Source organism: Salipiger mucosus DSM 16094, from assembly GCF_000442255.1.
In the GTDB taxonomy this organism is placed as follows: Bacteria; Pseudomonadota; Alphaproteobacteria; order Rhodobacterales; family Rhodobacteraceae; genus Salipiger; species Salipiger mucosus.
On sequence record NZ_KE557290.1, the window covers coordinates 19,290 to 45,096 of the forward strand.

At 57.2% G+C, this 25,807-nt stretch carries 18 protein-coding genes; 16 read left to right on the top strand and 2 right to left on the bottom strand.

Annotated features, from left to right (window positions below):
* Positions 1–14 precede the first annotated feature (14 nt).
* Genes bcsA through SALMUC_RS26610 form a run of 4 tightly spaced genes read left to right on the top strand, consistent with a single transcriptional unit; the run spans position 15 to position 7,100 of the window.
* The gene (bcsA, locus tag SALMUC_RS26595) at positions 15–2,342 is read left to right on the top strand and encodes a UDP-forming cellulose synthase catalytic subunit (protein ID WP_020041609.1); all 2,328 of its coding nucleotides are present in this window, start codon (positions 15–17) and stop codon (positions 2,340–2,342) included.
* Positions 2,339–4,591, top strand: coding sequence for a cellulose biosynthesis cyclic di-GMP-binding regulatory protein BcsB (locus tag SALMUC_RS26600; protein WP_020041608.1), 2,253 nt, complete (start codon positions 2,339–2,341; stop codon positions 4,589–4,591). Before bcsA ends, SALMUC_RS26600 begins: the two co-directional genes overlap by 4 nt.
* Positions 4,588–5,658: a family 8 glycosyl hydrolase gene (locus SALMUC_RS26605; protein ID WP_020041607.1), complete on the top strand. Its 1,071-nt coding sequence runs from the start codon at positions 4,588–4,590 to the stop codon at positions 5,656–5,658. The genes SALMUC_RS26600 and SALMUC_RS26605 overlap by 4 nt, the downstream gene beginning before the upstream one ends.
* Complete coding sequence (locus tag SALMUC_RS26610; protein WP_021121060.1) at positions 5,643–7,100, top strand: hypothetical protein; 1,458 nt, start codon at positions 5,643–5,645, stop codon at positions 7,098–7,100. The genes SALMUC_RS26605 and SALMUC_RS26610 overlap by 16 nt, the downstream gene beginning before the upstream one ends.
* Positions 7,101–7,475: 375 nt before the next feature.
* On the opposite strand, the gene SALMUC_RS26615 is transcribed toward SALMUC_RS26610, so the two are convergent.
* Positions 7,476–8,069 carry a rhomboid family intramembrane serine protease gene (locus tag SALMUC_RS26615; RefSeq protein WP_021121061.1) on the bottom strand — a complete coding sequence of 198 codons (594 nt, stop codon included), beginning with the start codon at positions 8,067–8,069 and terminating at the stop codon, positions 7,476–7,478.
* A gap of 434 nt (positions 8,070–8,503) precedes the next feature.
* Here SALMUC_RS26615 and SALMUC_RS26620 point away from each other — a divergent pair, with 434 nt between their 5' ends.
* From SALMUC_RS26620 to SALMUC_RS26645, 12 genes are all read left to right on the top strand, one after another.
* On the top strand, positions 8,504–9,946 hold the full coding sequence (locus tag SALMUC_RS26620; RefSeq protein WP_021121062.1) for a mannose-1-phosphate guanylyltransferase/mannose-6-phosphate isomerase: 1,443 nt from the start codon (positions 8,504–8,506) through the stop codon (positions 9,944–9,946).
* Between the two features lie 213 nt (positions 9,947–10,159).
* The gene (locus SALMUC_RS26625) at positions 10,160–11,512 is read left to right on the top strand and encodes a UDP-glucose dehydrogenase family protein (RefSeq protein ID WP_021121063.1); all 1,353 of its coding nucleotides are present in this window, start codon (positions 10,160–10,162) and stop codon (positions 11,510–11,512) included.
* 11 nt (positions 11,513–11,523) lie between these two features.
* Complete coding sequence (locus SALMUC_RS26630) at positions 11,524–12,768, top strand: glycosyltransferase (protein WP_020041635.1); 1,245 nt, start codon at positions 11,524–11,526, stop codon at positions 12,766–12,768.
* Positions 12,769–12,781: 13 nt separating this feature from the next.
* On the top strand, positions 12,782–13,903 hold the full coding sequence (gmd, locus tag SALMUC_RS26635; protein WP_020041634.1) for a GDP-mannose 4,6-dehydratase: 1,122 nt from the start codon (positions 12,782–12,784) through the stop codon (positions 13,901–13,903).
* 50 nt (positions 13,904–13,953) lie between these two features.
* Complete coding sequence (gene fcl / locus SALMUC_RS28620; RefSeq protein ID WP_020041633.1) at positions 13,954–14,943, top strand: GDP-L-fucose synthase; 990 nt, start codon at positions 13,954–13,956, stop codon at positions 14,941–14,943.
* A 217-nt stretch (positions 14,944–15,160) separates the two neighbouring features.
* On the top strand, positions 15,161–15,988 hold the full coding sequence (locus tag SALMUC_RS29360; protein WP_084514100.1) for a sulfotransferase domain-containing protein: 828 nt from the start codon (positions 15,161–15,163) through the stop codon (positions 15,986–15,988).
* 293 nt (positions 15,989–16,281) lie between these two features.
* Positions 16,282–17,352, top strand: coding sequence for a polysaccharide pyruvyl transferase family protein (locus SALMUC_RS29365; RefSeq protein ID WP_084514101.1), 1,071 nt, complete (start codon positions 16,282–16,284; stop codon positions 17,350–17,352).
* Positions 17,353–17,396: 44 nt separating this feature from the next.
* Positions 17,397–18,641: an oligosaccharide flippase family protein gene (locus SALMUC_RS29370; protein WP_198014699.1), complete on the top strand. Its 1,245-nt coding sequence runs from the start codon at positions 17,397–17,399 to the stop codon at positions 18,639–18,641.
* Positions 18,634–19,908, top strand: a complete 1,275-nt coding sequence (locus tag SALMUC_RS29375; RefSeq protein WP_198014701.1) for a glycosyltransferase — start codon at positions 18,634–18,636, stop codon at positions 19,906–19,908. The genes SALMUC_RS29370 and SALMUC_RS29375 overlap by 8 nt, the downstream gene beginning before the upstream one ends.
* 7 nt (positions 19,909–19,915) lie before the next feature.
* A complete protein-coding gene (locus SALMUC_RS30230; RefSeq protein ID WP_156883668.1) occupies positions 19,916–21,121 on the top strand; it encodes a hypothetical protein in 1,206 nt (401 codons plus the stop codon).
* Entirely contained in the window at positions 21,108–22,046 is a 939-nt protein-coding gene (locus tag SALMUC_RS29380; RefSeq protein WP_198014702.1) for a glycosyltransferase, read from the top strand. Before SALMUC_RS30230 ends, SALMUC_RS29380 begins: the two co-directional genes overlap by 14 nt.
* A 375-nt stretch (positions 22,047–22,421) precedes the next feature.
* On the top strand, positions 22,422–24,623 hold the full coding sequence (locus tag SALMUC_RS26645) for a GumC family protein (protein ID WP_084514104.1): 2,202 nt from the start codon (positions 22,422–22,424) through the stop codon (positions 24,621–24,623).
* 83 nt (positions 24,624–24,706) lie between these two features.
* Here SALMUC_RS26645 and SALMUC_RS26650 read toward each other — a convergent pair.
* The coding region (locus SALMUC_RS26650; RefSeq protein ID WP_037373019.1) for a polysaccharide biosynthesis/export family protein at positions 24,707–25,807 on the bottom strand (1,101 nt) is incomplete at its 5' end.

Here is a 25,807-nt window from a genome sequence, read left to right on the forward strand (position 1 = left end):
GCAAGCGGGGGTTCATGTCGATCGCCATCGCACTGCTGGGACTGCTCTGGCTGCTGCTTCTGGCCATCATCATCATCCTGGCCGCGGCCCCGATTGCGGTGTCGGTACAGGCATTTTTGGCCATCATCAGCGTTGCTCTTATCTGGCTGCTCAAGCGTTTCGTGCCGGTCAACAGACAGGTGCGCTTTCTCGTGCTCGCCATCGCCAGCGTCTTTGTCATGCGCTACTGGATCTGGCGCGTCTTCGAGACCTTGCCGTCCCCGGAAGACCCGGTGTCTTTTGCCGCGGCCGTTTTGCTCCTGGGCGCGGAAAGCTTTACGGTCGCCCTGTTCTTCCTGACATGCTTGGTGACCGGCGATCCGTGCGACCGGGCCCCTCCGAAGCTGATGCACGTCTCCCAGGTGCCCAGTGTCGACATCCTCGTCCCGTCCTACAACGAGCCGCCAGAACTCCTGGCAGTGACCCTCGCGGCGGCCAAGCAGATCATCTACCCCGAGGGAAAGAAGACCGTCGTGCTCTGCGACGACGGCGGCACGGACCAGCGCTGCAACCATCCCGACAAGGAAATCGCGAACGCCGCCCGTGAACGGCGCGAGACCCTGCAGTCGCTCTGCCGTGATATGGACATCGTCTATTCGACCCGTGCCCGGAACGAGCATGCCAAGGCGGGCAACCTCAACGCGGCCCTGAAACATCTCGACGGGGACCTGGTGCTGATCCTGGACGCCGACCATGTCCCGAGCCGGGATTTCCTGGCTCGCACGGCCGGATACTTCGTCGAGAAACCGCGGCTGTTTCTCGTCCAGACACCGCATTTCTTCACCAATCGCGACCCCATCGAGCGTAATATCGGCCTTCCGGAGACCTGTCCTGCCGAGAACGAGATGTTCTACACCACGATCCACCGGGGCCTGGACCGCTTGGGGGGCACCTTCTTCTGCGGCTCGGCCGCGCTGTTGCGGCGCGCCGCTCTGGACGAGGTCGGCGGGATCTCGGGGGTGACGATCACCGAGGACGCCGAAACCGCGCTCGACATCCATTCGCGTGGTTGGGAGAGCCTTTACCTGAACCGGGCAATGAGTGCGGGACTTCAGCCCGAAACCTTTGCCTCCTTCATACAGCAGCGCGGTCGCTGGGCCACCGGCATGATGCAGATCCTGCTTCTGAAGAACCCGCTGTTCCGGTCCGGCCTCTCGCTGACGCAGCGGCTTTGTTACCTGAACTCCATGAGCTACTGGCTCTTCCCGGTGGTTCGGATGATCTTCCTGATCAGTCCTCTCTTCTACCTCTTTTTCGGCCTGCAGATCTTCGTGGTGCAGCCTGACGGGGTAATGGCCTACATCCTGCCGTATCTTCTCATCGCCATGCTGGTGCAGAACGGGCTCTTCGCGCGAGTCAGGTGGCCTTTGATCTCGGAAGTCTACGAGATTGCCCAGACGCCCTACCTGCTCAAGGCGGTTTTCAAGACCTTCATCAGCCCGCGATCGGCCAAGTTCAATGTCACGGCGAAGGACGAAACGCTGGAGGATGAGTTCATCTCTCCCGTTCTGGTTCCACTCCTGCTCACAACGCTCGTCCTGCTTGCCGGCATCGTGGCCGCGGCCCTGCGCTGGTATCTCTTCCCCGGGGACCGCTCCGTTGTCCAGATCGTCGGTGGCTGGGCGCTGTTCAACCTCCTGCTGGCCATCCTGGCGCTCCGTTCCGTCATCGAGCGGCAGCGCCGTCTGCTCAAGCCGCGCACCGCGATCATGGCCCCCGCGTCGCTCTGGCCGGAGGGGCAGCACTCCGGGTCCGCGACGGATGTGGTCCTGCGTGCGATCTCGGCACGGAAAATGAGGTTCGTGTTCGCCGACGACGATCGAAAAAACGAGATGATCGGCGAAGGCGCCCGGCTCGTGATCCGCCCAAAAATCGACGATGCGCCAGAGCTTCAGCACGAGCTGACCATCACGCTGACCAGAGCGGAGGACCCGAGTGACAATGCCGGCAGGCGTTTGTGGTCCGCCGACATCGATCGCGATCACCTCATCGCCGCCAGTGAGATTACAGCACATCTGGTCTACGGGGACAGTGAGAAGTGGATGGCCGCGCGTGAAGCGGTGCCACGGTCGCGGGGCCTGATTTCAGGGATCGTCTTCGTGCTGCGACTCAGCCTGACATCGATTGTCCCATCCGCCATCGCCCTTTTCACCTACCGGGGCGCACCACAGGACAACCCTGAGGACCGGTACCGTAACGCCAACGAGACCGAGGCGATCAAGTACTATCTGGCCGACAACACGAGCGATAGCGACCTGTCTGCTGCCTTCTTGCTCCCAGAGGACGAGGGAGCCAGAACATGACCGCCCTCCTCCGCACCTTCATGGCCATCCTGGCCGCAACAACGGTATGGACGGTCTTTTCCGGCGCGACCGCCGAGGCCCAGGTGATCCAGCTGGACGAGTTGCCGGGTACCGAGCGTCCCTTGATGGAGCATACCGATGAGGTCTCCGACCGGCTCGCCACAGATCACCAGTCGCGGCATGCCTCGTCAGAGCCGCAGACCTCCGGACCCGAAGCCCGACCTGATGTTCTCCTGCCCCTGCGCGCTCTTCACCCGCAGTCCGGAGAAACCGCGCGCTACAGGCTGGGTGGTGAATTCGATGAGGCGCGGTTCGTGCTCTTCGTGCCCAATACGTCCGTCGATTCTACGCTGAGACTCTCAACCTTCAGCACGGTCAATGTCCTGCCCGAGCAGTCGCGGATCGACGTGCTGGTGAACGGGACCGAGGTTGGCGTGATCATTCCGGAAAACTTCAACGCCTTCCGCACTGCCGAGCTATCGCTTCCTCCCGGTGTGCTGAAGGAAGGACGCAATGTCGTGTCTCTCAAGGCCCGGCACACCCATCGTGTCTCTTGCGGGCCGGAAGCGGGCTTTTCTCTCTGGACTGAGGTCGCGCTCGAGCGAAGTGGGGTGACGCTGGCAGCTGCTTCCCTCGACGCCGACATTCTCGGCTTTCTTTCCGCGGTATCCGCCCAGACGGCCAGGGGACAACCGATCTCGCTCCGAGCCGGCGAGGATGTTGAGCTACAGGATTCGGCGACAAAAATCATCGCCCGCATTTCGAAAGCACTTGGCGGTATTCCACCGTCTCTGGCTCTTGAGGGGTACTACACGACCGAGGCCGCACTTCCGGAACTCGCTCGGGTGACCAGTTTGCCGGAAGGCATGGTGCTTGAGGATGGATTCGAGATCCGTCGCGGTGGGGATGGCGCCATCGTGCTCCTGGTGGAGCACGATGCCCACGATGTGGCGGGCCAAGCGCTCCTGGATACCCTTCCCGACAGCGACATCGAGGCTCTGCCACCTCAACTGTCACCGGGCACACCGATCCGATTAGCCGATCTCGATCAGGAAACCATTGAGGGCAGGGGACACTACATCCGGGAAGCTCTGGACTTTAGCCTGCCGTTGGACTGGCTGGTTCTCGCCTCGCAAAAAGCTCGCATGCGCCTGCTGTACCGCTTTGACACGAGCCTGCCCGAGGGCTCTCTTCTTCTGGTCAAGGTGAACGACACCACCGTGCGACTGCTGCCTCTCGACCAGGCCGGAGACGCCGGCCGACCGCTGCCCGTTCTTCCCGTCGATTTCGATGCTGCGCTACTGACCCCGGGTCTCAACCGCATAATATTCGAGGCACTCATCCCCGGCGATCCGCCCGACCGCGCCTGCGACCTGCGCGACGATCCCGTGTTCGAAATTTCGGATCGGACGACGCTCTTCGTGCCAGACTCCCCGTCGATGAGCGTGACTGGCATCGAGCGCGTCCTGACGCATCTCCAGCCCTCTGATCTCGAGGTAAGCGAACGCGCCGCAGCGCGGCTTCCCGCAGGACTTCTGCCGCAACTCGCCGCGATATATAACGGAGCCCAAGGGCCGGATGCTGCCGAAACAGGCGAATCCTACCGGCTGACCATCGGTACGCTTCAGGACATCCCCCAGGTGACGGGGGGTCTCGTTACCGCGCATCTTCCCGCCTTCCGCGAGATCCTGACAACACCGACGGGGACCGCCGCCAACGGGACCGGGAATTCCCCTTCCGAGATACGGTTCGGCTCCATGAACGCACCGTCCTGGCGGTTGTCCCTCCCTGACCGACTGGGTGACTTGCGCGGCCGGCTGGAAAGCTGGGTTGAAGTGCTCTGGTACGGAGATACGCCTAAATTTGGCGAGTGGCTGCATGATCGGCGCGCGGAGGCGCTACTCTTGCAGCCCAACCCGGATCGGCCGCGTGATGCCTGGTTGATCCTTGGCCCGGACGCGGATCCGCAGACGATCGTTGCCTCGCTTGCTCGCGCGACGTGGTCGCCCGAGGGGCCGCGTGGTCAGGTGTCGGCATACCGGGCCGAAACAGGCTGGCAAAGTTGGACGTCCCATTCCAGGAATGTCGTCCTGCATGAGCCGATAACCTATAAGAACCTGCAGGCGGTCCTTGGGAATTTCGCCAGTGCACAGCCCTGGGCATTCATTGTCGTCATCATGGCATTCACGCTGTGCTCAGCATTCGTCGGCATGATCATTGCCGCACTTGCTCAACGGAGAGACCGATGAAGAGACGGGCCCTGCTTGCCGGTCTGGCATCTTTGCCCAGTTTACTGGCGGTCGGAACCTCGCCTGCGCTTGCGCAGGCAGAACGGCAAGCCATGCAATTCAAGCCGGTCTGGACCGCGTGGCGCAATGCCAATCTTGACGTGACGGGGCGCGTCGTCGACCTGCTGCAGCGGAACGCCAGTCATTCCGAAGGGCAGGGGTATGGAATGCTCCTGGCCGCTTACGCCGGGGATGCGCGGGCCTTTGCCGCAATGGAGAACTGGGCCCGTATCAACCTTGCGATCCGTCCTGATGCCCTCATGGCCTGGCGGTGGCTGGATGATCAGCCTGACAAGGTGCCTGACACGAACAACGCCAGCGATGGCGACCTCTTTCGCGCCTGGGCCCTTCTCAAGGGGTTCGAGCGGTTTGGTGTAGGAGAATACCGAGATCAGGCCGCGGCCATCACCCGCGACTTGGCAGCGAAATGCATCGTTTCGCACCCCGGTACCGGCGCGTCCCTTCTCTTGCCCGCGGTTCACGGTTTTCGCACTCCTGACGGGTTCGTCTACAATCCCTCCTACGCTATGCCGCTTGCATTGACCGAGCTGGCCCAGGCCTTCGACGAGCCCGCGCTCGCCGATGCCGCTGCGAATGGTTTGGCCATGGCGGACCTGCTCGCGGCTGGCGGGGTGGTGCCTGACTGGGTGGAAGTCACGCCGGCCGGGCCGCAACCAGCGACGGGGTTTTCCTACGAGGCAGGATACGAAGCAATCCGCGTGCCACTCTTCCTCATCTGGTCCGGGCAAGGCACCCATAGCGCCGTGTCACGCTACGTTGCGGCACAGAAGGCCGTCCCGGCAGGCGAGGTTGCGACTGTCATAAGCCGCACGGGTGAAGACATCCTGCAGACCACGAGTGCCGCAGGCTATCGAGCCGTGGCAGCGCTCGCGACCTGCACGACCGATGGGGGCATTGGAACCGAGATCCCGCCCTACGTGCCCTCCGCCCCCTATTACCCTGCAACCCTCCACCTCTTCGCCATGCTGGCCCAGATGGAAGCAGTTCCCCGATGCCTACCGATATGATCAGTCGTTCCCCTCGTCTCCCCGCTCTTGCCTTGTTGCTGATCGCCGTGGCTTGGCCCGCCACGGCTCAGGATCCCGACAGACGCGACCTTCAGGCGCTGCGCTTCTACATCGAAGAAGACAACCAGGATGCGATCCAGTCCGAGTTGAGGCGGCTGCAGATCCAGTTTCCTGCCTGGGAGCCTCCCGCCGACCTCAGCACGCTCACGCAGGATATCTCCGGGGCGGCGGTGGACCGCATCTACCAGCTCATCGCAGAAGGCAATCATCAGGAAGCTCGGGAAGCAATCGCACAAACTGAGCGCGATTACCCCGATTGGTCGCCCTCCGCAGATCTCCTCTCGACCCTGTCGCTGGCGGAAAGGCAGGCTGCATTCGACGCAGCCGTGACCGCCGGAAACCGTCAGGCCGTGATCCGGATTGCTCGCTCCACGCCCGAGCTGCTGCGCTGCGAACGGGTAAACAATGCTTGGCTCCTAGCCGAACAATACGCGGCAATGAACGATCCCGACGCCGCTTTCACGGTTTACAGGGGTGTCTCAAACAGCTGTGAGAACCCTGATATCCTGATCGCGACACTCGAGAAGGCAGCAGCCGTCGCAAGTGCCGGCCAGATTGGTGACTTGGCCGATACCATGCGGTCAAGGGTGCCCGCGGCCAGCCAAAGGTTCTCGACTGTCGAAAATCGTCTGCGCGCTGGCCTCGGAGCCTCGCCGCGGAACTTGCCCGGATCCACACGCCCCACCGGTGCGCCATCGTCGGAGCCGCAGGACGCGGAGACCACGATCACCGCGGATATGCGGCCCAAGGCAAGGCCAACGACGCTCGGGCAACCCGCAGTCCGGCCGACCGTTAGGGCCGCCAGCAAGAGCAGGAGGCGGTCGGATGGCGCATCCGTGTCGTCCCGCGTCGCGCGTGCCGCCGGGGTCGGGGATTGGCAGACCTGCCTCGCGCTTACCGCCAAGGCAACGCAAGCTGCCCTCGTCTCCCAACGCGGATGGTGCGCTTTCAACGCGGGACGACCGATGCAGGCCCTGCGCGATTTCAAGGTTGCTGCAGCCAGAGGTGGCACTGCAAGCCTACGCCGGGACTCCGCCTATGGCATGGCCCTGACGATGATGCGGCTCGACATGGTGAACCAGGCAGCGGCCGTGGCGGCCAGCACGGACTTCACCCGTGACCAGCGCCTCGAGATTGAAAGCGAAATCCTCGATGCCCGTGGCGTTGCGGCCTTCAATCGCGGTGAGTATGGGCAGGCGATAAGCTATTTTAACGAGCTGGAACGCCTGACCGGCACGGTGCGCCGCGACCTCGCGCTGCTGCGGGGGTACGCCTACCTGAATTCAGGGCGCCGCGGGAAAGCCGTGACGGAGTTCCGCAAGCTGCACAACCAGCTGGCCACCCCGGAGACTCGTTCGGCTCTCTCTACCGCGCTGCGATAGCGCCACGCGGATCGTCGAAGGTGCCGGGGAGCGGGGCAGTGGCCTGCCCCGCAAAGATCATTGGGTTAATCGACCAGGCCCGGGAAATCGTATTGGGCCTTGTTGCGCTTGGACCGTTTGTTCTCGGCCCGGCTCTCGAAAAATTCCGCCACACAGCCTAGGGCGACGACGAGAACGAATGCTCCGATATACATAGCTACCTCTCCAAAAATACTGGTCATAAAACGGCGTCATCAAGGCGTACCAGGATGGCAGCACCTGACGAAGCCGCGTTAATTATCACTAATAATTCGCTTGAGAGGCAAGAAAATGAACAGAATGTGTCAAAATTCGTGAGTTCGGAGCCTGCCAGCACGGAACTTTGGCAAGCCTCTCTCAAGGGTTGAACCGGATTAGCAGCGGGGCGGCCACCATGGCCGCGATGAACCCACCGAGATGGGTCTCCCAGGCCAGCCCACCGGCCTCAAGGAACGTCCCGAGCACATTCAGGGCAATCACCCCAAGGACATAGATCCCGATCATTCGGAGAATGTATCGGCGGGCCTGACCCTCTCGGCTCATCCTGCGCGCTTCCAGGACGATCCAGGCCGCGATCAACCCCATCACGATACCGGAGGCCCCGACCATCGGCCGCAGGCTCTGGGCCAGGAGAGCGAACCCTACCGCGCCGCCCAGTGACGAGAGAGCCAGGAGCAGAGCAAACCGTTTCGGGCCGATCCGCTCCCCGAGCTGCTCCCCCAGCCAGACGAGCGCGAGGCCGTTGCCGAGCACATGCTGCCAGTCGCTGTGTAGGAAAGGGTAGGTCGCGAACATGACGACCGGCTGGGCCGTGTAAAGCGGCTTCCAGCCATGCAGTAGCCTGACCCAGAACCCACCGTACTGGTAAGTTGTCTGGCGCCAGGAGGGCACTCCCCAGAGGCACGCATCGGCCCCCACGAGCAGTCCCTCGATCGCGACCAGCAGGATCACGAACCCAATGCAGAGAGACCGGGTACCACTCTTGGGGCCGGGGTATATCATCCCGTCTCTCAATGATCCGTCCCTTCTCGGCCCGTATCCCACCCCGAAAGGCTCCCCGAACTCTCCGTACAACCCTCTCCACCAGTCGTCATACACCCTAGAACCATGGCCGGAAGGGGCGTGTGTGAAGTGTCGTTTGCAGGCTCAACCGTGTGTGAAGTGTCGAAAGGAACCCCGAGACGGCGTTCTTAGGCTTCTACCAGAAGTGGTTCAAGCGACGCGAGTGTAGACGAGCTGGCTTGGTTCGGAGCGGGCAGCCCGTTTTCGCTGCAAGGGTTTCGGCAGTTCAACCTAAACGATAGGCAAGGCACTTTCTGCGGTTGCGAAATAAACTTGGGGTGGTAGCCATTGCGACAGTATCTTTGTGAAGCAGGTCTGTCTCGATGCCCTCTAAATCCATTACGCCGGTACTTCTGTGTGGCGGCTCCGGCACCAGGCTCTGGCCCCTCTCCCGGAAGTCCTACCCCAAGCAGTTCGCGCCTCTGATCGGTCAGGAAACCCTGTTCCAAGCCTCGGCGAGACGACTTTCAGGACAGGCCAACGGGTTGAACTTTGCAGCGCCACTGGTCCTTGCCAACTCTGACTTCCGGTTCATCGTGACCGAGCAACTCATGGCCATCGGCATTGACCCAGGCGCCATCCTGATCGAGCCCGAGGGTCGTAATACCGCGCCCGCCATACTGGCGGCGGCGTTGCACGCTGCGGCAGACGACCCGGAGTCCATTCTGCTCGTCGCGCCCTCGGACCACGTTATTCCCGACACGGAGGCTTTCCAGGCGGCTGTTGCCCGTGGGCTCGCGGCGTTGGAACAAGGCGATCTCGTAACATTCGGCATTACTCCTGACCGCCCCGAAACCGGTTATGGCTATCTTGAGCTCACCGAAAAGCCTGATGCTTCCGGCGCCCCAGTGAAGCTGGCCCGCTTCGTCGAGAAGCCGGACAAGGCCCGCGCCGAGAACATGCTGACGGCCGGCACCTATCTCTGGAATGCCGGCATTTTCCTGTTCCGGGCCAAGGACATCATCTCGGCGTTCGAGACACATGCCGCCGCGCTGGTTGAACCAGTGAAGGCATCACTTTCACAGGCGCAAACGGATCTCGGCTTTCTGCGACTCGCACCTGAGCCCTGGGTCGAACTCGAGGACATCTCGATCGACTACGCGGTGATGGAGAAAGCACCGAACCTCTCCGTTGTCCCCTTCACCTCTGCCTGGTCCGACCTCGGCGGCTGGGATGCGGTCTGGCGCGAAAGCGGCCCGGACGGGACTGGTGTGGTGACCTCGGAGCACGCCACGGCCATCGATTGTGAGAATACACTTCTGCGCTCGGAGAGCGAGGACCTCGAGGTGGTCGGCATCGGGCTGCAGAACATCATGGCCGTCGCGATGGAGGACGCGGTCCTGGTGGCGAACATGGATCGGGCGCAGGACGTGAAAAAGGCCGTCGAGGCGCTCAAGGCCAAGGGGGCGAGCCAAGCCACTGCCTTCCCCAAGGATCACCGGCCCTGGGGTTGGTTCGAAAGCCTTGTCGTTGGCTCTCGATTCCAAGTGAAACGCATCGTGGTTCATCCCGGCGCTTCGCTGTCGTTGCAATCGCATTTTCACCGCTCCGAGCACTGGATCGTGGTCGAAGGCACCGCGCGCGTGACAGTGGACGACGACGTGAAGCTCGTGACCGAAAACGAGTCCGTCTACCTGCCGCTAGGCTGCGTGCACCGGATGGAGAACCCCGGCAAGATGCCCATGGTACTGATCGAAGTGCAGACCGGAGCCTATGTCGGCGAGGACGACATCGTGCGTTATGAGGATGTCTATGCTCGAACATGAGCCTGGGTGTCTTCGTCGGCTTTTTCCGGAAATGGCTCTCGCGGCGCGGGCGGGCATAGAGGGGCTGTTCTGGTTCGAAGCGGACAGCCCGTTTTCGCTGCACGTGCAGAGGAACTTCAACCTAAACGGTAGGCAAGGCAGTTTCTGCGGTTGCGAGATACGGCTGGACTGGTAGCAGTAACAGCGAGTTTCTCGCTAGGTAGGTTTGTCTCTATGCGCATCGCCATGATCGGAACCGGGTATGTTGGCCTCGTTTCCGGAGTTTGTTTCTCTGACTTCGGGCACGAGGTGGTCTGCGTCGACAAGGATCCACGCAAGATCGAGATGCTCGAACGCGGCGAGGTGCCGATCTACGAGCCCGGGCTCGACGTGCTGATGCACAAGAACGTCGAGGCGGGGCGGCTGTCGTTCACGCTCGACCTGGAAAGCGCCATCGACGGTGCACAGGCGGTCTTCATCGCCGTGGGCACGCCCACCCGGCGCGGTGACGGGCACGCCGACCTACGCTACGTCATGGCCGCGGCCGAGGAGATCGCCCGCGCGGCCAGGCATCACGTCGTTGTCGTCACCAAGTCCACGGTGCCGGTCGGGACCAACCGCCAGGTCCGCGAGACCGTGGCGGCCGCGAACCCCGAGCTCGACTTCGACGTCGCCTCGAACCCCGAGTTCCTGCGCGAGGGCGCCGCGATCGAGGACTTCATGAAGCCCGACCGCGTTGTCGTCGGCGTCGAGACCGACCGCGCCGCGCAGGTCATGGCGGACATCTACCGCCCGCTCTACCTGCGCGAGTTCCCGATCCTGACCACCGACCTCGAGTCGGCGGAGATGATCAAGTACGCGGCCAATGCCTTCCTTGCGACCAAGATCACCTTCATCAACGAAATCGCGGCGCTCTGCGAGAAGGTGGGCGCCGACGTGAAGCAGGTCTCGCGGGGCATGGGGCTCGACGGGCGGCATCGGCAACAAGTTCCTGCACGCCGGGCCGGGCGTACGGCGGGTCGTGCTTTCCCAACGGACACCAAGGCGCTCGCGCGCATCGGGCAGGATCACGCCTCGCCCGTGTCGATCATCGAGACGGTCATCAAGATCAACGAGGACACCAAGCGGCGCATGGTCGACAAGCTGCTCGATCTCTGCGGCGGCTCGTTCAACGGCAAGACCGTCGCGGTGCTGGGCGTGACCTTCAAGCCCAACACCGACGACATGCGCGACGCGCCGGCGCTGACCATCGTGCCGGCGCTGGTGGGCGGCGGCGCGCGGGTGCGCACGGTCGACCCGCAGGGCCGGCGCGAGGGCGAGGCGCTGCTGCCGGGCGTGAGCTGGATGGACGACCCCTACGAGGCCGCCGAGGGCGCGGACCTGCTGGTGGTGCTGACCGAGTGGAACGAGTTCCGGGCGCTGGACCTTTCTGCGCTGTCCGAGCGCATGTCTGTGCCGCGCATGGCGGACCTGCGCAACGTCTATTCCCTTGAGGATGCCCTGACTGCAGGCTTTACCGCATACGACAGCATTGGACGTGTCGGCCATGCGCCCGAGGGTGAGCCTACAGTCCAGGCGGCACAGTGAGGAAAAAATCCATGGCGGCCTTACAGACGATTATGGTTCACGATTACGCCGGACATCCGTTTACGGCCGAGCTGTCGCGGGCCCTCGCCAAGAGAGGCTGGGAGGTCCATCATGTGCTATTCTCTGGCGATGCTGGTCCAAAGGGGCGCAACGCGCGGTTGTCGGACGACCCTCCTGGACTGATGTTCCATGGGTTGAACATCCCAGGGGACTATTCCAAAACCAACTTTCTCCGGCGGCGGCAAGGTGATCATGCCTACGGACGCCGGCTTGCCAAACTGGTAAACGAGATTCGGCCTGCGCTTGTACTGTCCGGCAACACCCCGACTGAGACGCAAGAACACTTGCTGCGGGCATGTCGTTCCTGTGATGCCGCCTTCGTTTACTGGTGCCAGGATTTCTACTCGATCGCCGCCTCACGCATCCTTGAAAAGAAGCTGCCCGGCCTCGGGCACTTGGTTGGGCGCTATTATACCTTTCTTGAACGTCGGCAGATGCGTCAGGCCGATCATGTCGTGCATATCACTGACGCGTTCCGCGCGCAGACAGATCGTTGGGGCATACCTTCCGAAAAGGTCTCGGTCATTCCCAACTGGGGGGTGATCGAAGAGATCCCGGTTCTGGATCGCAACACCGCCTGGGCTGCTGAAAAAGGTCTCAAGGCGGGATCGCGCTTCGTCTATTCCGGCACGCTGGCAACCAAGCACAACCCGAAGCTTTTATCCGAACTGGCGCGCGCCGTTGAGAACGAGGGCGAAGTAGTGGTGGTTGCCGCAGGTGTGGGGGTCGACACGCTTTCCCGCGAGGCGGAAGACGGCGCGCTGCCGGCGCTAACACTCTTACCACTGCAACCTTTCGATCGTTTCCCTGAGGTGCTGGGTGCCGCGGACGTTCTTGTAGCCATGATCGAGACTGAAGCGGGAGAGTTTTCCGTTCCGTCCAAGATTCTTAGCTATCTTTGCGCCGGGCGTCCGATCGTACTGGCCGCGCCCGAGGACAATCTCGCTGCGCAAATCGTCTCCAGTACCGGTGCCGGGCGCGTGGTAGCGCCCGGCGAGATAAATGGCGCTATTGCCGCAGCCCGTGACTTCGCTGCCGACCCCGAAGCGGCCGCCCACGCCGGTGCCGCTGGGCGAGCCTACGCAGAGGCGCATTTCGACCTCCCCACTGTTGCTGCTGCCTTCGAGAGCATCTTTATCCCGATCCTCGGAAATGCTCGCGACACCGCCGCGAGCACCAGTATTGCACATTTGTAGTAAGTCAGGACCCATGAAATCAGCACTCATCACCGGCATCACAGGCCAGGACGGTTCCTACCTGGCAGAGTTTCTTTTGGAGAAAGGCTACGAGGTCCACGGCATCAAGCGTCGTGCTTCTTTGTTCAACACCCAGCGGGTCGATCACATTTACCAGGATCCGCATGAACCGAACCCTAAGCTCAAGTTGCACTACGGCGACCTGACCGATACGTCGAACCTCACCCGGATCATCTCCGAGGTTCAGCCTGATGAGGTCTACAACCTGGGTGCCCAGTCTCATGTGGCTGTAAGCTTCGAAGCCCCGGAATATACGGCAGACGTGGACGGCATCGGTACGCTGCGCCTTCTGGAGGCGATCCGCTTCCTCGGGCTCGAGAAGAAGACCCGGTTCTACCAGGCCTCGACCTCCGAGCTTTTTGGTCTCGTGCAGGAAACCCCACAAAAAGAGACAACGCCTTTCTACCCACGTTCGCCTTACGCTGCTGCGAAGCTCTACGCCTACTGGATTACGGTGAACTACCGTGAGAGCTATGGGATGTATGCTTGCAACGGCATCCTTTTCAACCATGAGAGCCCGCGTCGTGGCGAGACCTTCGTGACCCGCAAGATCACCCGTGGCCTCGCCAACATTGCACTGGGGCTCGAGGATTGCCTCTACATGGGCAACATCGACAGCTTGCGCGATTGGGGCCATGCAAAGGACTATGTACGCATGCAGTGGATGATGCTGCAGCAGGATGTCGCCGAAGATTTCGTTATTGGAACCGGCAAGCAGTATTCGGTCCGTGAGTTCATCGACTGGACCGCCAAGGAGCTCTCGATCGAACTGGATTTTTCGGGCGAAGGCACCGAGGAAACCGCGACCGTCAAGTCGGTGGACAACAACGTCGCCCCGGCGGTGAAGCCGGGCGACGTCATCATGCGTATCGATCCGCGCTATTTTCGACCCGCGGAGGTGGATACGCTTTTGGGCGACCCAACTCGCGCCAAGGAAAAGCTCGGCTGGGTGCCTGAAATCACCGCTCAGGAGATGTGCACTGAGATGGTGGCTGAAGACCTCAAGACCGCGAAGCGCTATGCCCTACTGAAAGAACATGGGCTTGATTTGCCCGTGAGCCTCGAAAACGGCTGAACGCTAGGCGCCGTGAACGGCTTTCCTAGCATAAGGAAGAGATGGAACGTATGTCACAGAAACGCATCTACGTAGCGGGTCATCGCGGCATGGTAGGTGGGGCCATCTTGCGTCACTTGCAGGAGCGTGACGACGTTGAAATCATTACCCGCCCCCATGCCGAGCTCGACTTAACCGATCAGGCCGAGGTACGCGCGTTCTTCGAGGCAGAACGACCAGACGTGGTCGTTTTGGCGGCTGCCAAGGTGGGGGGGATTCACGCCAACAACACCTACCCAGCTGATTTCATATACGAAAACCTGATGATCGAGTGTAACGTAATCCATCAGGCCCATGCTGCTGGAGTCCAACGGTTGCTGCAATTGGGATCGTCATGCATCTACCCCCGTGACGTTCCTCAACCAATGGCTGAACACGCATTGCTAACTGGCACATTGGAATCCACCAATGAGCCTTACGCTATTGCCAAGATTGCAGGAATCAAGCTCTGCGAAAGCTACAACCGGCAGCACGGGCGCGACTACCGTTCGGTCATGCCCACCAACCTATACGGGCCGGGTGATAATTTCCATCCCGAAAATTCTCATGTCCTGCCAGCACTCATACGTCGCTTTCACGAAGCGGTTCGGGACGGGCGCAAAGAAGTTGTGATCTGGGGTACCGGATCGCCAATGCGGGAATTTTTGCACGTTGAAGACATGGCAGAGGCAAGCCTCTTCATTCTGGGCCTGCCAACAGAAACCTACGCGGCCAATACTGAGCCGATGTTGAGTCACATCAACGTGGGGAGCGGGTCCGAAATCTCAATCAAAGACCTAGCGACAATGGTTGCAAACATCGTAGGTTTCCATGGCGATCTCCGCTTTGACACTTCGAAACCCGATGGAACTCCACGCAAACTAATGGACGTCACACGTCTGTCCAATATGGGCTGGGCTGCCAAAATCGAACTACGAGACGGAATCGCACAAACCTACAGATGGTACCTTGACAACCTAAACCCCGGAAGAACGAGCACCTCCAATATCCGAGAATCATAGACTTGACACACATATGTTGGGCCAAACGACATGAAGCGCAATCCAAAACCAAATCCAACTTTGAGAAGTGAGGTGTGCGCCTGCCCACAGCGATTGCGTCTCCAATATACAGGCTCAATCTCCATCTGGCGTCTTCTTCCTCGTCGAGTTCGGGAATATTCTACATATACAAATCGACATCAATTAAATACACACTACGCAGAAGCGTCGTAAGCTCATGGCATTTATGAAGTCCGCTCCAGTTAGAAAGAGCCGTGCGATCTTTTCTCGCATTCCGCGCCTAATCGCTCGAACATCCGCCTCGGATGACGACTATCTTCACCATCCACCAGTAATTGTTAACTCTCTTCCTAAGAGTGGCACACACCTTTTGATGCAACTCGCCATGAACCTACCGGGGACGCGGCAGTATGGCAGTTTCATCGCTCAAACGCCCTCGCTCACGCTAAAGCTGAGGTCGCAGCAAGCGATCGATAGAAGAATTAAATCGGTTGCTCCAGGCGAAGTCGTCGGTGCGCACCTTCACTACAGCCCGGAAACCGCCGAAGCTTTAAGACGACGCAACGCCCTCCATCTGTTCATCTGGCGCGATCCAAGAGATGTACTTCTGTCGGAAGCGCACTATTTGGCAAAAATGAATCGCTGGCATGCCATGCACAAGACCTTCGCTTCGCTTTCCGATTTCGATGCACAAGTACGCTTGGCAATTACTGGGTTAGACGAGCATCGTTATCCAAGAGCAGATAAGCGCATCGGTCCGTATATGGGTTGGACCGAAAGCTACGGATGCGTATGTTTGAGATACGAAGATCTAGTAAGCCCTCAAACTAACATTCAAGAGTGCCAGCGCATAATAGACGCCTATAAACAGCTCGCTCGCTCGCCCAGATCGTTGCCTTCGGCCAAGGAATTGGTTAACGCCATAGATCCCCAAGGCTCTCACACGTTCAACAAGGGCGGTATAGCGCGTTGGAAAGAGGAAATGAGCCCAGCTAACTTAGATTTATGCCATGCAATACTGGGGAAATGGACGGACCCGGAATGACATCTCTCAGCGGTCCATGTAACAAACTAGAATTATCGGATACAATCCCGCGACCATCAGAGCTAGACATGCATCCAAGTATATCTAAATTATCTGACCACAGAACTTGACCCTGATCGATCAGTAATGGCGTGCAACGATACTTAAATTTCCCAACGCACGATAGCCTGAAGGCACACCAGTAACACGATGCATGAGAAACGATTGAAACGCTACATATACAGCATTTGGAAGGCAACTCGATCAAATCCCCTTTTCAACCACGGCAAGCCGAAAACCGAACGAGCGCTACAATGAATGTCTACTTCTCACTGGCAACTCAGTTTGAAAATCTCGGCGACGAAATGATTAATACACTGCTTCTCCGAGAGGTTTCAAAGCGATGTAGGCTGGTACTTTTCGCTGGTTCCGCTCCAAATTGGTACGTCAAATCTGTTACACGGGAAATAAATGAAGTAGGACACCGCGTCGACATCATCCACGATAAAACGAAATATATTCGACAGCTCATGCTAGCCGGCTGCTTCTCACCAGGGACAACCATATTACTTTCCTGCGGGGATGTCTCGGCGAAAGGCTCTTCAAGCCGAAAGTCCCTAGTTATGAATTTTCTTTCTCGGCTGCCATTTTTGACTTTTGCGCAAGTTGGCGCTTCGAGATTGGCGATACACGATACAGATGTGCCTTGGCTTAAACGCACTTCTATTAGATCGGGTAAAATCTCCGTACGAGATCGATACTCAAAGGCGGAACTGGCCAAGCACGATATCCGAGCGGACTTGGTTCCCGATCTTGCATTTTTAATGCAGTGCAGCCCATCACCTGCTGGCAGACGCGTAGTAATAATGCTGAGAGAGCCCGGAAATAACCAGGACGAATTTTCTAAGCTGATAGCGCAGATAGTCGGAAAATTAAAGGCGGAAGGATATAATCCGGAATTTGCCTGGCAAGTAGATCGCGATTCGGATTTTAACCGCAAGTTGGCCACTATGACCAACTGCGATATCCTTTATATTCCTGGCGCCGGGCAAGATAGAAAATCGGAAGCACTTGATTCGTACTCAAATGCTCCTTACATCATATCAAACCGCTTGCATGGATTGCTTATCGCCGCATCCCAAGGGGCAATCCCAATAGCCTTGCTCGACGACAGAGAGAGGAAGGTGCGCGGAGTACTTGAACATGCTGAGCTAGGCGATTTGATATTATCCACCGACACAGACTATGAAGAGACCTTCGACAAGCTTACGGCCATCCTGAAAAGTCGGGACGTATATCAATCGCATGTTGCGAATGCCTTCAATACGGAGGGCCGGCATATCTGCTCAGCTCTGGACCAGTACTTCGGAAAATCATCGGCATAGAAATGAGAATATCCGAGATATTTCGCGGTGGAGCGGTCGTTGGCTTGGGCGTAGCTGCCTCACAGGCGGTTAACATTTTGTCGTATCCGATCCTATCTCGCGTTTTCACTCCCGAGCAATTTGGCGCGTTCTCCATATTTTTTTTCGGGATGCAAATCTTAGGCGCGTCACTTTCGGCCCGTTTTGAACAAGGCATAATGTTGTGTACTACACAACGTCGAGCACGCAGCGTTCTTTTATTGGCGCAGGCAACGGCCTTAATCGCTTCACTAGCCTTGGTGATAGCCGCGATTGCGCTCCAAACGACCTTGGACGAAATATCTGGTGTAGACTTGGGGCTATTCTGGGCACTATTGCCGGTCTCGGGTTTCTTTGTATCCTGCCAAACATCACTTACATATATGGCAATACGCCTGGGCGCTTACCGCAATGTGTCGGTTGCGAAAGTTGTCAAATCGTTCTCTGCCTTTGTCATTCAAATTATTTTGGCCTATTTCGTGCTTGGAGGCATTGGAGCTCTTATCTATGGAGAGACCCTTGGTGCTGTGTTATCAATTCTCCCTCTGCTGAGATGTAGCAATAAAAGTTTGTATCGCACAGCCTTTCGGAAGGGGAGTCGGCGCCAATATTTGTTTCGGCTCGCAGGAGTATATCGGGATCAGCCGATTTGGAATCTCCCGCACGTTCTCATGAGCCAAATCGTCCGCTGGCTCACGGCCATCATGATCGCAAGAATGTACACGACCTCGGAGGCCGGTGCGTACTTCATGATGTTTCGCGTCGTGATGATGCCCTCCACACTAGTTTCGCGCTCGCTTAGTCAAATATTTTTTCGTTCAGCGGCCGAGGAACAACGAGACACTGGCCGGTTCGAAAGATCAATTGTGTTGATTGGACTCCCTGTTCTAACCCTTGGCGCCGTCATGGCTTTGGTTCTAAATGTATATGGCCCGACTCTGTTTACTTTTGCGCTGGGCCCATCCTGGATCGTGGCCGGCGAGATGGCCGCCGTTTTTGCACCATATGTTGTTCTTCAAATGACATTGGCAACGATCGCACCCTCATATCTGCTAGGTAAAAAGCAAAAGGTTATGCTGGTGGTAGCGCTTTTTCAATCCGCTGTTTTTCTGGGAGGGTTTTTATTGGGCCGTCAGCTGGGTGATGATATTTTTTGGGCAATCAGAACATCTGTATGGCTTTCAGTGCCATACATGTTGTGTATGCTTATCTGGTATTATAGGATGGCGATCGAAAAGCGTGAAGGCTGCAAGGACGATAGCATTGGCTGATAAGAACTCCGAAAGCTCAACCCTGCTTTTGATTACTTTTAAGTATCCTTATGGTAACGGGGAGCCATTCCTGGAATCGGAGCTTCCATATCTGCGTCAGCGGTTTGACAAAATTTTGGTGCAGCCAATCATTGGATCGCGTTCTAGGCGGCAGCTTCCGAGCGGGTTTACGCTATGCTCGCCACTTTACCACGACGTGGAGCAAAGGAAATTTTTTCTTTTTTCCCTCCTTTTTCCATCTGTTTGGAACGATGCCGCATTGGAGTGGCTCAACCTTAAGCGGGACAAACGACCGGTAGAGCCGAAACGACTGATGGCCTGGGCCGCTACTAAAAGAAAACTTGAACGATCAGAGGGCGTGCGCCGATTGCTAGCGTCGGAAGACAAACGGGTAGCCTACGCCTACTGGGGACATACTCCGGCGTTGGCTTCAAACCTGTTTAGGAAACGGCATATTCCGTTTGCAGTGCGATTCCATCGCGTAGACCTCTACGATTACGGAGGTCATGGGTATATCTATGGCAAAAGCAAGCCGCAAAGTTTTCCTTGGCGTAGCAACATTCTACACGCGCAACGAATTTTCTTTATTTCAGATCATGGCAAAGACTACTTTGAGAAGGAATGGCCGTTCGATATTGAGAATGAACGTATCCAGGTGAACCGTCTGGGTACTTTTGATTATGGCACCTCGAGCAATGTTAAGGAAAGTGATGCCTTCACCATTGTTTCTTGCTCGAGAATAGCGCCAGTAAAGCAAGTAGAATTGATTGCGCAGTTTGCGGAAGCAATGGCTAAGTATAGTCGTAAAGTGGTTTGGCATCACTTTGGTAGCGGAAATGACGCCAAGGCTCTGGAAGCGATCAAGTGCGCTAAAAAGTGTCATAATTTGAAGGTGACGCTACATGGTTGGGTTGATAACCCTGAGATTATGCAGTTTTATCAGCGGAACAGTGTTGACCTGTTCGTAAATCTCTCCAGATCTGAGGGTATTCCAGTTTCTATAATGGAAGCTATATCGTTTGGGATTCCAGTTTTGGCTACTGCAGTAGACGGAACTCCAGAGATCGTCATAGAAGGTGAAAGCGGCTTCCTTTGTACGTTGGCTGATGCTCGCAATAGTGAAGATCTTGCAAACCGAGTGTTTAATGCACGCATTGATGGTCGTTGGGTCAATTTGAATCCGAGAGAAGTTTGGCAGAAACGGTTTAATGCTGATCGAAACTTTGCGATAAGCGCAAATGAGCTGTCACAAATAGCATCTGGGTGAAGCGCTCATGGCAAAATGTAGTCGACTGGCATGGGTAGCACTTAATATCTTGTTCTTCCTATTTATGACGCGCACCGAGTTTCCAGCGCTTGGACGGTTCGCAGGCCTGTCCTATTCGCTTCGCATTTTGGCCGGCGCTGCTATTATATTGCATTTTTCCCTTATTTTGGGACATGGAATCAAAGTAAAGCATGTTGTTGCATCACTCATTTTTGCATCTGTTTTTCTGTTCAGCAATCTTTCTGATGGTACGATGTTCGCTTTGATTGCCTGTTTCTGCTTGCTGGTTGGGCTGTTTTTCGGGGGGATGGCGCAGTCGAACGAAGCGGCGTATACACTATTGTCTCTAACTCGGGTCTATGTAGCTGTGAACGTTTTCGGGTTGCTTCTTGGTGTCGTTTCATATTTTGGACTCGGCTTGGAGATAGATTTTCATCAGTTGATGTTTCCTTGGAGCGCAGCAAGGGTCCAAGAGTTCATGGGGTTTTTCCGCGTTACCGGTTTCCAAATTGAGCCAGGTACCTATACAGCCACTGTATATTTTTGCGCGCTGGTCTCAGGCGCTCTGAGAGGAAGGCTGTTCGGTCGTATCGAATCTGTTGCAGTTGCATCGACGTTGTTTACATTGTCCGCATGGTCCATTCTTGCAGTGACCAGTTATTTTATTGGATGCTTGGTAGATTACGTTATGTCGATCGATAGAGGAGGGCGGGCCGCAAAGGCACTTGCCGCTACGCTGGCAACGGTACCGGTTTTTGGAGTTATTCTTGTACTTGATTTCGAAAGCACTGCATTCTTCCAGTATTTCCTTGACCGCTTCACGGTGGAAGACGCATCTGGATCCATGGTGATGAAAATTCAAGCTTGGGATGCATTTACAAGCCAATTCAATGGTGGGATGATATTGCCTAAACCGCTTAGTATATCATTCTGCCAGACGTGCTCTTCACCTCAGGACCTAGGGACTTTAATTAATTTCGTTTGGTTTTTGGGGTTGGCTATAGCCATTCCGTTTCTGGCTGTCCTCTCCATTCGCGCATTTCGAGCAGCTGGACTCGGCTTGTTAATTTGCAGTCTTCCGCTCGTTGTTGCAAAGTTTTATTTCTTTGATCCGTCTCTTTGGCTGTACTTCGGAATTTTATTATTTTATGGTGGAGCCATGCCGGAAGCATACAAATATTACGCATCGAGGCTTGAGCATGGTCAATACTAACTCGCACAGCGACCTCGCTCCAATAGCAATTTTTGCGTTTAACAGGCCAGGTTCTGCCAAGCGATTGGTTCGATCCCTAGAGAGCAATCCGGAATTCTCGGAATCTAAAGTGTTTGTTTTCATTGATGGGAGTCGATCAAGATCAGAGCAGAGTCTGGTTGATAGTGTAGAGGAGGTTTTCCAATCAGTTTGCCACCCACGCATTTGTATTGTTAGGCGTGATGAGAACTATGGCCTCAAGAAGTCACTATCGTGTGGCATTGATGTTGTGTGCCAAAATCATGACAGTGTCGTTGTGCTGGAGGATGATCTTGAACTGAGCCAAGATGCGTTAAAGTATTTTAATTTGGGATTAAATCGATATAGGGAGGACATGAGGGTATGGAGCATTTGCGCTGATGTACCAGATGTGAATGGATTTGGTTCTGGAGTTGCTCATTTTCTGCCGGTAGGCAGTTCCTGGGGTTGGGCTACCTGGTCGAATAGATGGGAAAATTTCTCAGCTCAGGCAAATTTATCTCGCTGTGCGAGAACCTCGCGGGGTTTCCGTGATAGGTTTAATGGTCACGGCTTGCGCCGTTTTGATAAGATGCTGTCTATGGAAGAACAAGGATTCATAAGCAGCTGGTACGTCCATTGGCAGCTTGCAATCACCAAGTATGGTGGCTTATCTCTTTTTCCTCCTGAACCCATGGTTCGTAATATGGGGTTTTCTGCAGGAACTCATTCATCAAAATTCAGCCTGCCGAGCCTATTTGGAGTTCGAGAAAAGAGCCTGTCGAAAATGAACTTCACTCTGCCTTCGCAGGTTGAGATTGATTTCGAATTCGGTCAACGTGTTATCGATAGTCGCGAATGGAGACTGTATAGGTTTAATTCTGTTTTGGGCCGCATTAAGAGAAGAATCCGTCGCGTTCGGCGGTAAATGCGCCGGCCGCCTTTGAATAAGGCGGTAATCGCAACTTCAGTGATTGCGTGGATATATTTCGGTTAAATGTGCTGATTTGGTGCATATAATTTATTTTATTTTTTGTGTCGCACTCCTCAGCAGGGCCGCGCACATCATAAAATAGATATAGTCCTAACTTCACGGTAATTAGTATCTCAGAATTTATGCGCTCCTATCGCGTTGAGGAGACCTCCAACGCGGGCAACCAGAACGCGCTTGAGGGGTTTAGAAGCTGAGGTTCAAAGTGTGAGCTGAAGGAATAATCTCGATTGCGTCGCTGTCCGAGTATCGCGGCTAGTGGGGATAACAGTTCGGTTTTTGAGCATGCTATGACATTTTAGTCACCTGAGGATGATAGAGCTCGACGTTTCGTTCACTCGTGTTAAACGGGTAAAGGTCAAGCAACGTGCCCACCAAACCTGGAGCGATACTTTGAACAACATTAAGAGCTTTCGAAGTGGTGGTCTGGAAGCTACTGCACCTTCGGGCGATCTCGTCGATCTGAGTGCGCTGATTGGCGCTCTCTGGCGAGGCAAGATTGTTATCGTTGTCGCTATTCTGGTCGCCATCTCAGGTGCCAGTTTCTATGCGTTCGGCGTGGCTACACCGGTGTACCGATCAACGGCTGTCGTCATGCTGAACAATCGTGAAGAACAGGTAGTCGACTTGGGCAACGTGCTCGGAGGACTTGCCTCAGATGACGACGTGGTCAATACTGAGGTAGAAATCCTTCAGAGCCGCATCCTACTTGGAAAAGTAGTTGAAGAACTCGACTTAACTCGGGATCCGGAGTTCAATTCTTCCCTCCGTTCGCCCAGCACTATCGCTCAGATCAAGGCTCAAGTGAAAGGGATGCTACTTCCCTCTTCCCCAGCTCCCGCGCCGAGTAACACACGACAGACGCAGGCTACGATCGATGCGCTTTTGGAAAGCTTGACTATTCGTAATGTACCGGACAGTCTCGTTTTTCAGGTTACCGTGGAAACCACCTCTGCAGAGAAATCTGCGCGAATTGCCGACACGCTCGTGGACCTTTACATTCTCAATCAGCTTGAGGTGAAGTTCGAAGCCACGGAACAGGCCACGACATGGCTTACCGAGCGCGTCACCGATCTTCAAGTCGAGCTCGAAGAGGCCGAAGAGCGAGTCAAAGAATTTCGCGCTAGTACATCGCTCGTTAGCCAGGAGCAGTTGGAAGGGCTTGAGGTTCAGGTCAAGGACATGCGCGAGCGGATCGAAAATACCCGTTCTGACCAGGAGGTCGCACAAGCTCGCCTGGCATCCATCCGCGCTGCCGAGACGCCACAGGAGAAGGCAGAGCTTACGGGCGATCGACAGCTTCAGGGGTTGTTGCCTCGGATCGAAAATCCTGACGTCGCGGATAGCTTCGAGGCACGGGTCTCTCAGATCGAGGCCCGGATCCAGGCGGATATCGCGCGCGACGAGGCTCAAATTTCTTCCCTGCAGGACTCCCTCGCCACGCTTGAGGAGCAGATTGACCAGCAGAGCGAAGACCTGATCGAACTGCAGCAGCTGTCTCGCGAAGCCGAGGCAAGCCGTCTGCTTTACGAGTATTTTCTAGCGCGTCTCAAAGAGACTTCGGCACAGCAAGGCGTCCAACAAGCAGACAGCCGCATGATCTCGCCAGCGGTAGTGCCTGCTGCAGCATTCGCGCCGCGCAAATCTCTTATCCTCGCATTGTCTGTCATTTTAGGGCTTATGGTCGGAGCCGCCTTCGTGTTGATACGAGAGGCCCGCAACCGGGCTTTCCGCAACGCAACGCAACTCGAAGCAGCAACCGGATACGCCACCATCGGCCAACTACCGCTCATTCCGGCACGGCGACGCAAGGACGCCATCACCTATCTCAAGGACAAGCCTTCCTCGGCTGCGGCAGAGGCAATCCGCAACCTGCGCACCTCGGTCATGCTGTCCAACGTGGACACGCCACCCAAGGTTATCATGACTTCCTCGGCTGTCTCCGGCGAGGGCAAGACCACAGTGGCCTTGTCCTTAGCTCTCAACTTCTCCACGATGGGCAAAAAGGTACTGTTGATCGAGGGTGACATCCGGCGCCGGGTCTTCGGGCAGTACCTGCAGGAGGACCAGACCGAGGGGATCGTTTCGGTACTTACAGGCACGAAGAGTTTCGACGACGTGGTGGTCCACAGCGAGTTGCTCGGAGCCGACGTGCTTCTGGGTGACAAGGGGCAGAGTAACGCTGCCGATATTTTTTCGTCCGAGCGTTTCGCCAATCTCTTGGCGGACCTTCGGGGTTCCTACGATGTGATCATTGTCGACACGCCGCCGGTGCTCATCGTTCCCGACGCCCGTGTGATCGCTCAAAACGTTGATGCAACAGTGTTCATCGTGAAGTGGGACCGTACGGAGAAGGATCAAGTGGTCGCTGCGCTGCGCGAGTTTGAAAGCGTCGGCAAGCCGGTGAGCGGACTTGTACTGAATCAGATCAGTCCGAAAGGTATGAAACGCTATGGCTATGGCAATAGCTATGGTCCGTATTCAGCCTATGGATCAAAATACTATGTCAACTGATGCATCCACCGGCACCTACCCCCAGAAGGCCCAGTCGAGTCGTTCCGATTGGGCCTTCTACTGCTGTCGACTTACCTCGGCAATCAGTTCGTCGCCGCACTCGCCGCTGAGGTGATCAGCGAGGGGGTGATCTGGGAAATCACGCGGCCCCAGCGCGTCACGGGCTGCTCGGCCACGAAGATCACGTCATTCGGCCGCAGCTCGAAGCGCGTTGCCAGCATGAAGTTCGTCGCGTCGCGGGCGTCGAGTTGCCAAGCCGTCACGGCCCCGAACTCGCGCGGATCGGGCGAGCCGCGCAGCACGTAGATCTCGCGCACGTTGCCCGTTTCCGTCGGTACGCCGCCGTTGCTGTAGAGCGCATCCGCCAGCGAGGCGGTCTTGCCGAAGGGCAGCGGGTAGCGAGCCTGGCTGTCGACCTCGCCGGTCAGGTAGACATAGTCGCGGTCGACCGAGTCCAGCTCGAGCCGGGTCATGTAGTTGTCCCGTGCCTCGCCCAGGGCGTTGCGCCGGATCGACATCTCCGAGTTCAGCTCGTTCAGAGCGGCGACGCGCGATGCCTGCCGGAATTCCGAGATGCGGATCTGCTGCTCGAAGTAGGCCTGCGCCAGGTCGAGCTCGTAGGCGGTGTCCACGAAGACGCTGTCGCCGTCGACCAGCTGGATGCGGCGCAGCCCGTTGTTGGAATAGAGATCGCGCAGCGGCACCTGGTAGAGCGTGCCGTCGCGGTAGATCCGCACCGAGGCATAGTCCTGGTCCTCGACGGTGATGCCGCCCGCGGCGCTCAGCGCCTCGTCGAGGTAGAGCGGCGTCAGCGTGATCGGCGCCACGGTCGGCTGCGTGACCGCCCCGCCGATGGAGACCTTCTTGGAATTGAACTCTGCGATCTCGAGGCTGAAGGTCGGGTCGATCTGGTTTTCCACCAGCCGCTGGAACAGCTCGGCCTCGGCCTCTTCCAGCGTCATGCCGGAGACCTGCACGCGGCCCACGTTGGGGATCGAGATCGTGCCGTCGTCCTGCACGGTATATCCCTGCCGGCTGTTCGACGCGGCAAGAAGCCCGGTCAGCTGCTCGACGGTCGAACCGGTCTGCGGCGTGGCCAGCAGGACGACATCGCCGATGCCCACGCGGTAGGGCCCGGGCGAGACCGGCGGCGGCAGCCGCGTCTCGAGCCCGCCGGGCCGGGC

What these genes read in the sequence shown, in the direction of transcription:
- bcsA (WP_020041609.1), top strand. Translation starts at nt 15, where the DNA reads ATGTCGATCGCCATCGCACTGCTGGGACTGCTCTGGCTGCTGCTTCTG.
- SALMUC_RS26600 (WP_020041608.1), top strand. Translation starts at nt 2,339, where the DNA reads ATGACCGCCCTCCTCCGCACCTTCATGGCCATCCTGGCCGCAACAACG.
- SALMUC_RS26605 (WP_020041607.1), top strand. Translation starts at nt 4,588, where the DNA reads ATGAAGAGACGGGCCCTGCTTGCCGGTCTGGCATCTTTGCCCAGTTTA.
- SALMUC_RS26610 (WP_021121060.1), top strand. Translation starts at nt 5,643, where the DNA reads ATGCCTACCGATATGATCAGTCGTTCCCCTCGTCTCCCCGCTCTTGCC.
- SALMUC_RS26620 (WP_021121062.1), top strand. Translation starts at nt 8,504, where the DNA reads ATGCCCTCTAAATCCATTACGCCGGTACTTCTGTGTGGCGGCTCCGGC.
- SALMUC_RS26625 (WP_021121063.1), top strand. Translation starts at nt 10,160, where the DNA reads ATGCGCATCGCCATGATCGGAACCGGGTATGTTGGCCTCGTTTCCGGA.
- SALMUC_RS26630 (WP_020041635.1), top strand. Translation starts at nt 11,524, where the DNA reads ATGGCGGCCTTACAGACGATTATGGTTCACGATTACGCCGGACATCCG.
- gmd (WP_020041634.1), top strand. Translation starts at nt 12,782, where the DNA reads ATGAAATCAGCACTCATCACCGGCATCACAGGCCAGGACGGTTCCTAC.
- fcl (WP_020041633.1), top strand. Translation starts at nt 13,954, where the DNA reads ATGTCACAGAAACGCATCTACGTAGCGGGTCATCGCGGCATGGTAGGT.
- SALMUC_RS29360 (WP_084514100.1), top strand. Translation starts at nt 15,161, where the DNA reads ATGGCATTTATGAAGTCCGCTCCAGTTAGAAAGAGCCGTGCGATCTTT.
- SALMUC_RS29365 (WP_084514101.1), top strand. Translation starts at nt 16,282, where the DNA reads ATGAATGTCTACTTCTCACTGGCAACTCAGTTTGAAAATCTCGGCGAC.
- SALMUC_RS30230 (WP_156883668.1), top strand. Translation starts at nt 19,916, where the DNA reads ATGGCAAAATGTAGTCGACTGGCATGGGTAGCACTTAATATCTTGTTC.
- SALMUC_RS29380 (WP_198014702.1), top strand. Translation starts at nt 21,108, where the DNA reads ATGGTCAATACTAACTCGCACAGCGACCTCGCTCCAATAGCAATTTTT.
- SALMUC_RS26645 (WP_084514104.1), top strand. Translation starts at nt 22,422, where the DNA reads ATGATAGAGCTCGACGTTTCGTTCACTCGTGTTAAACGGGTAAAGGTC.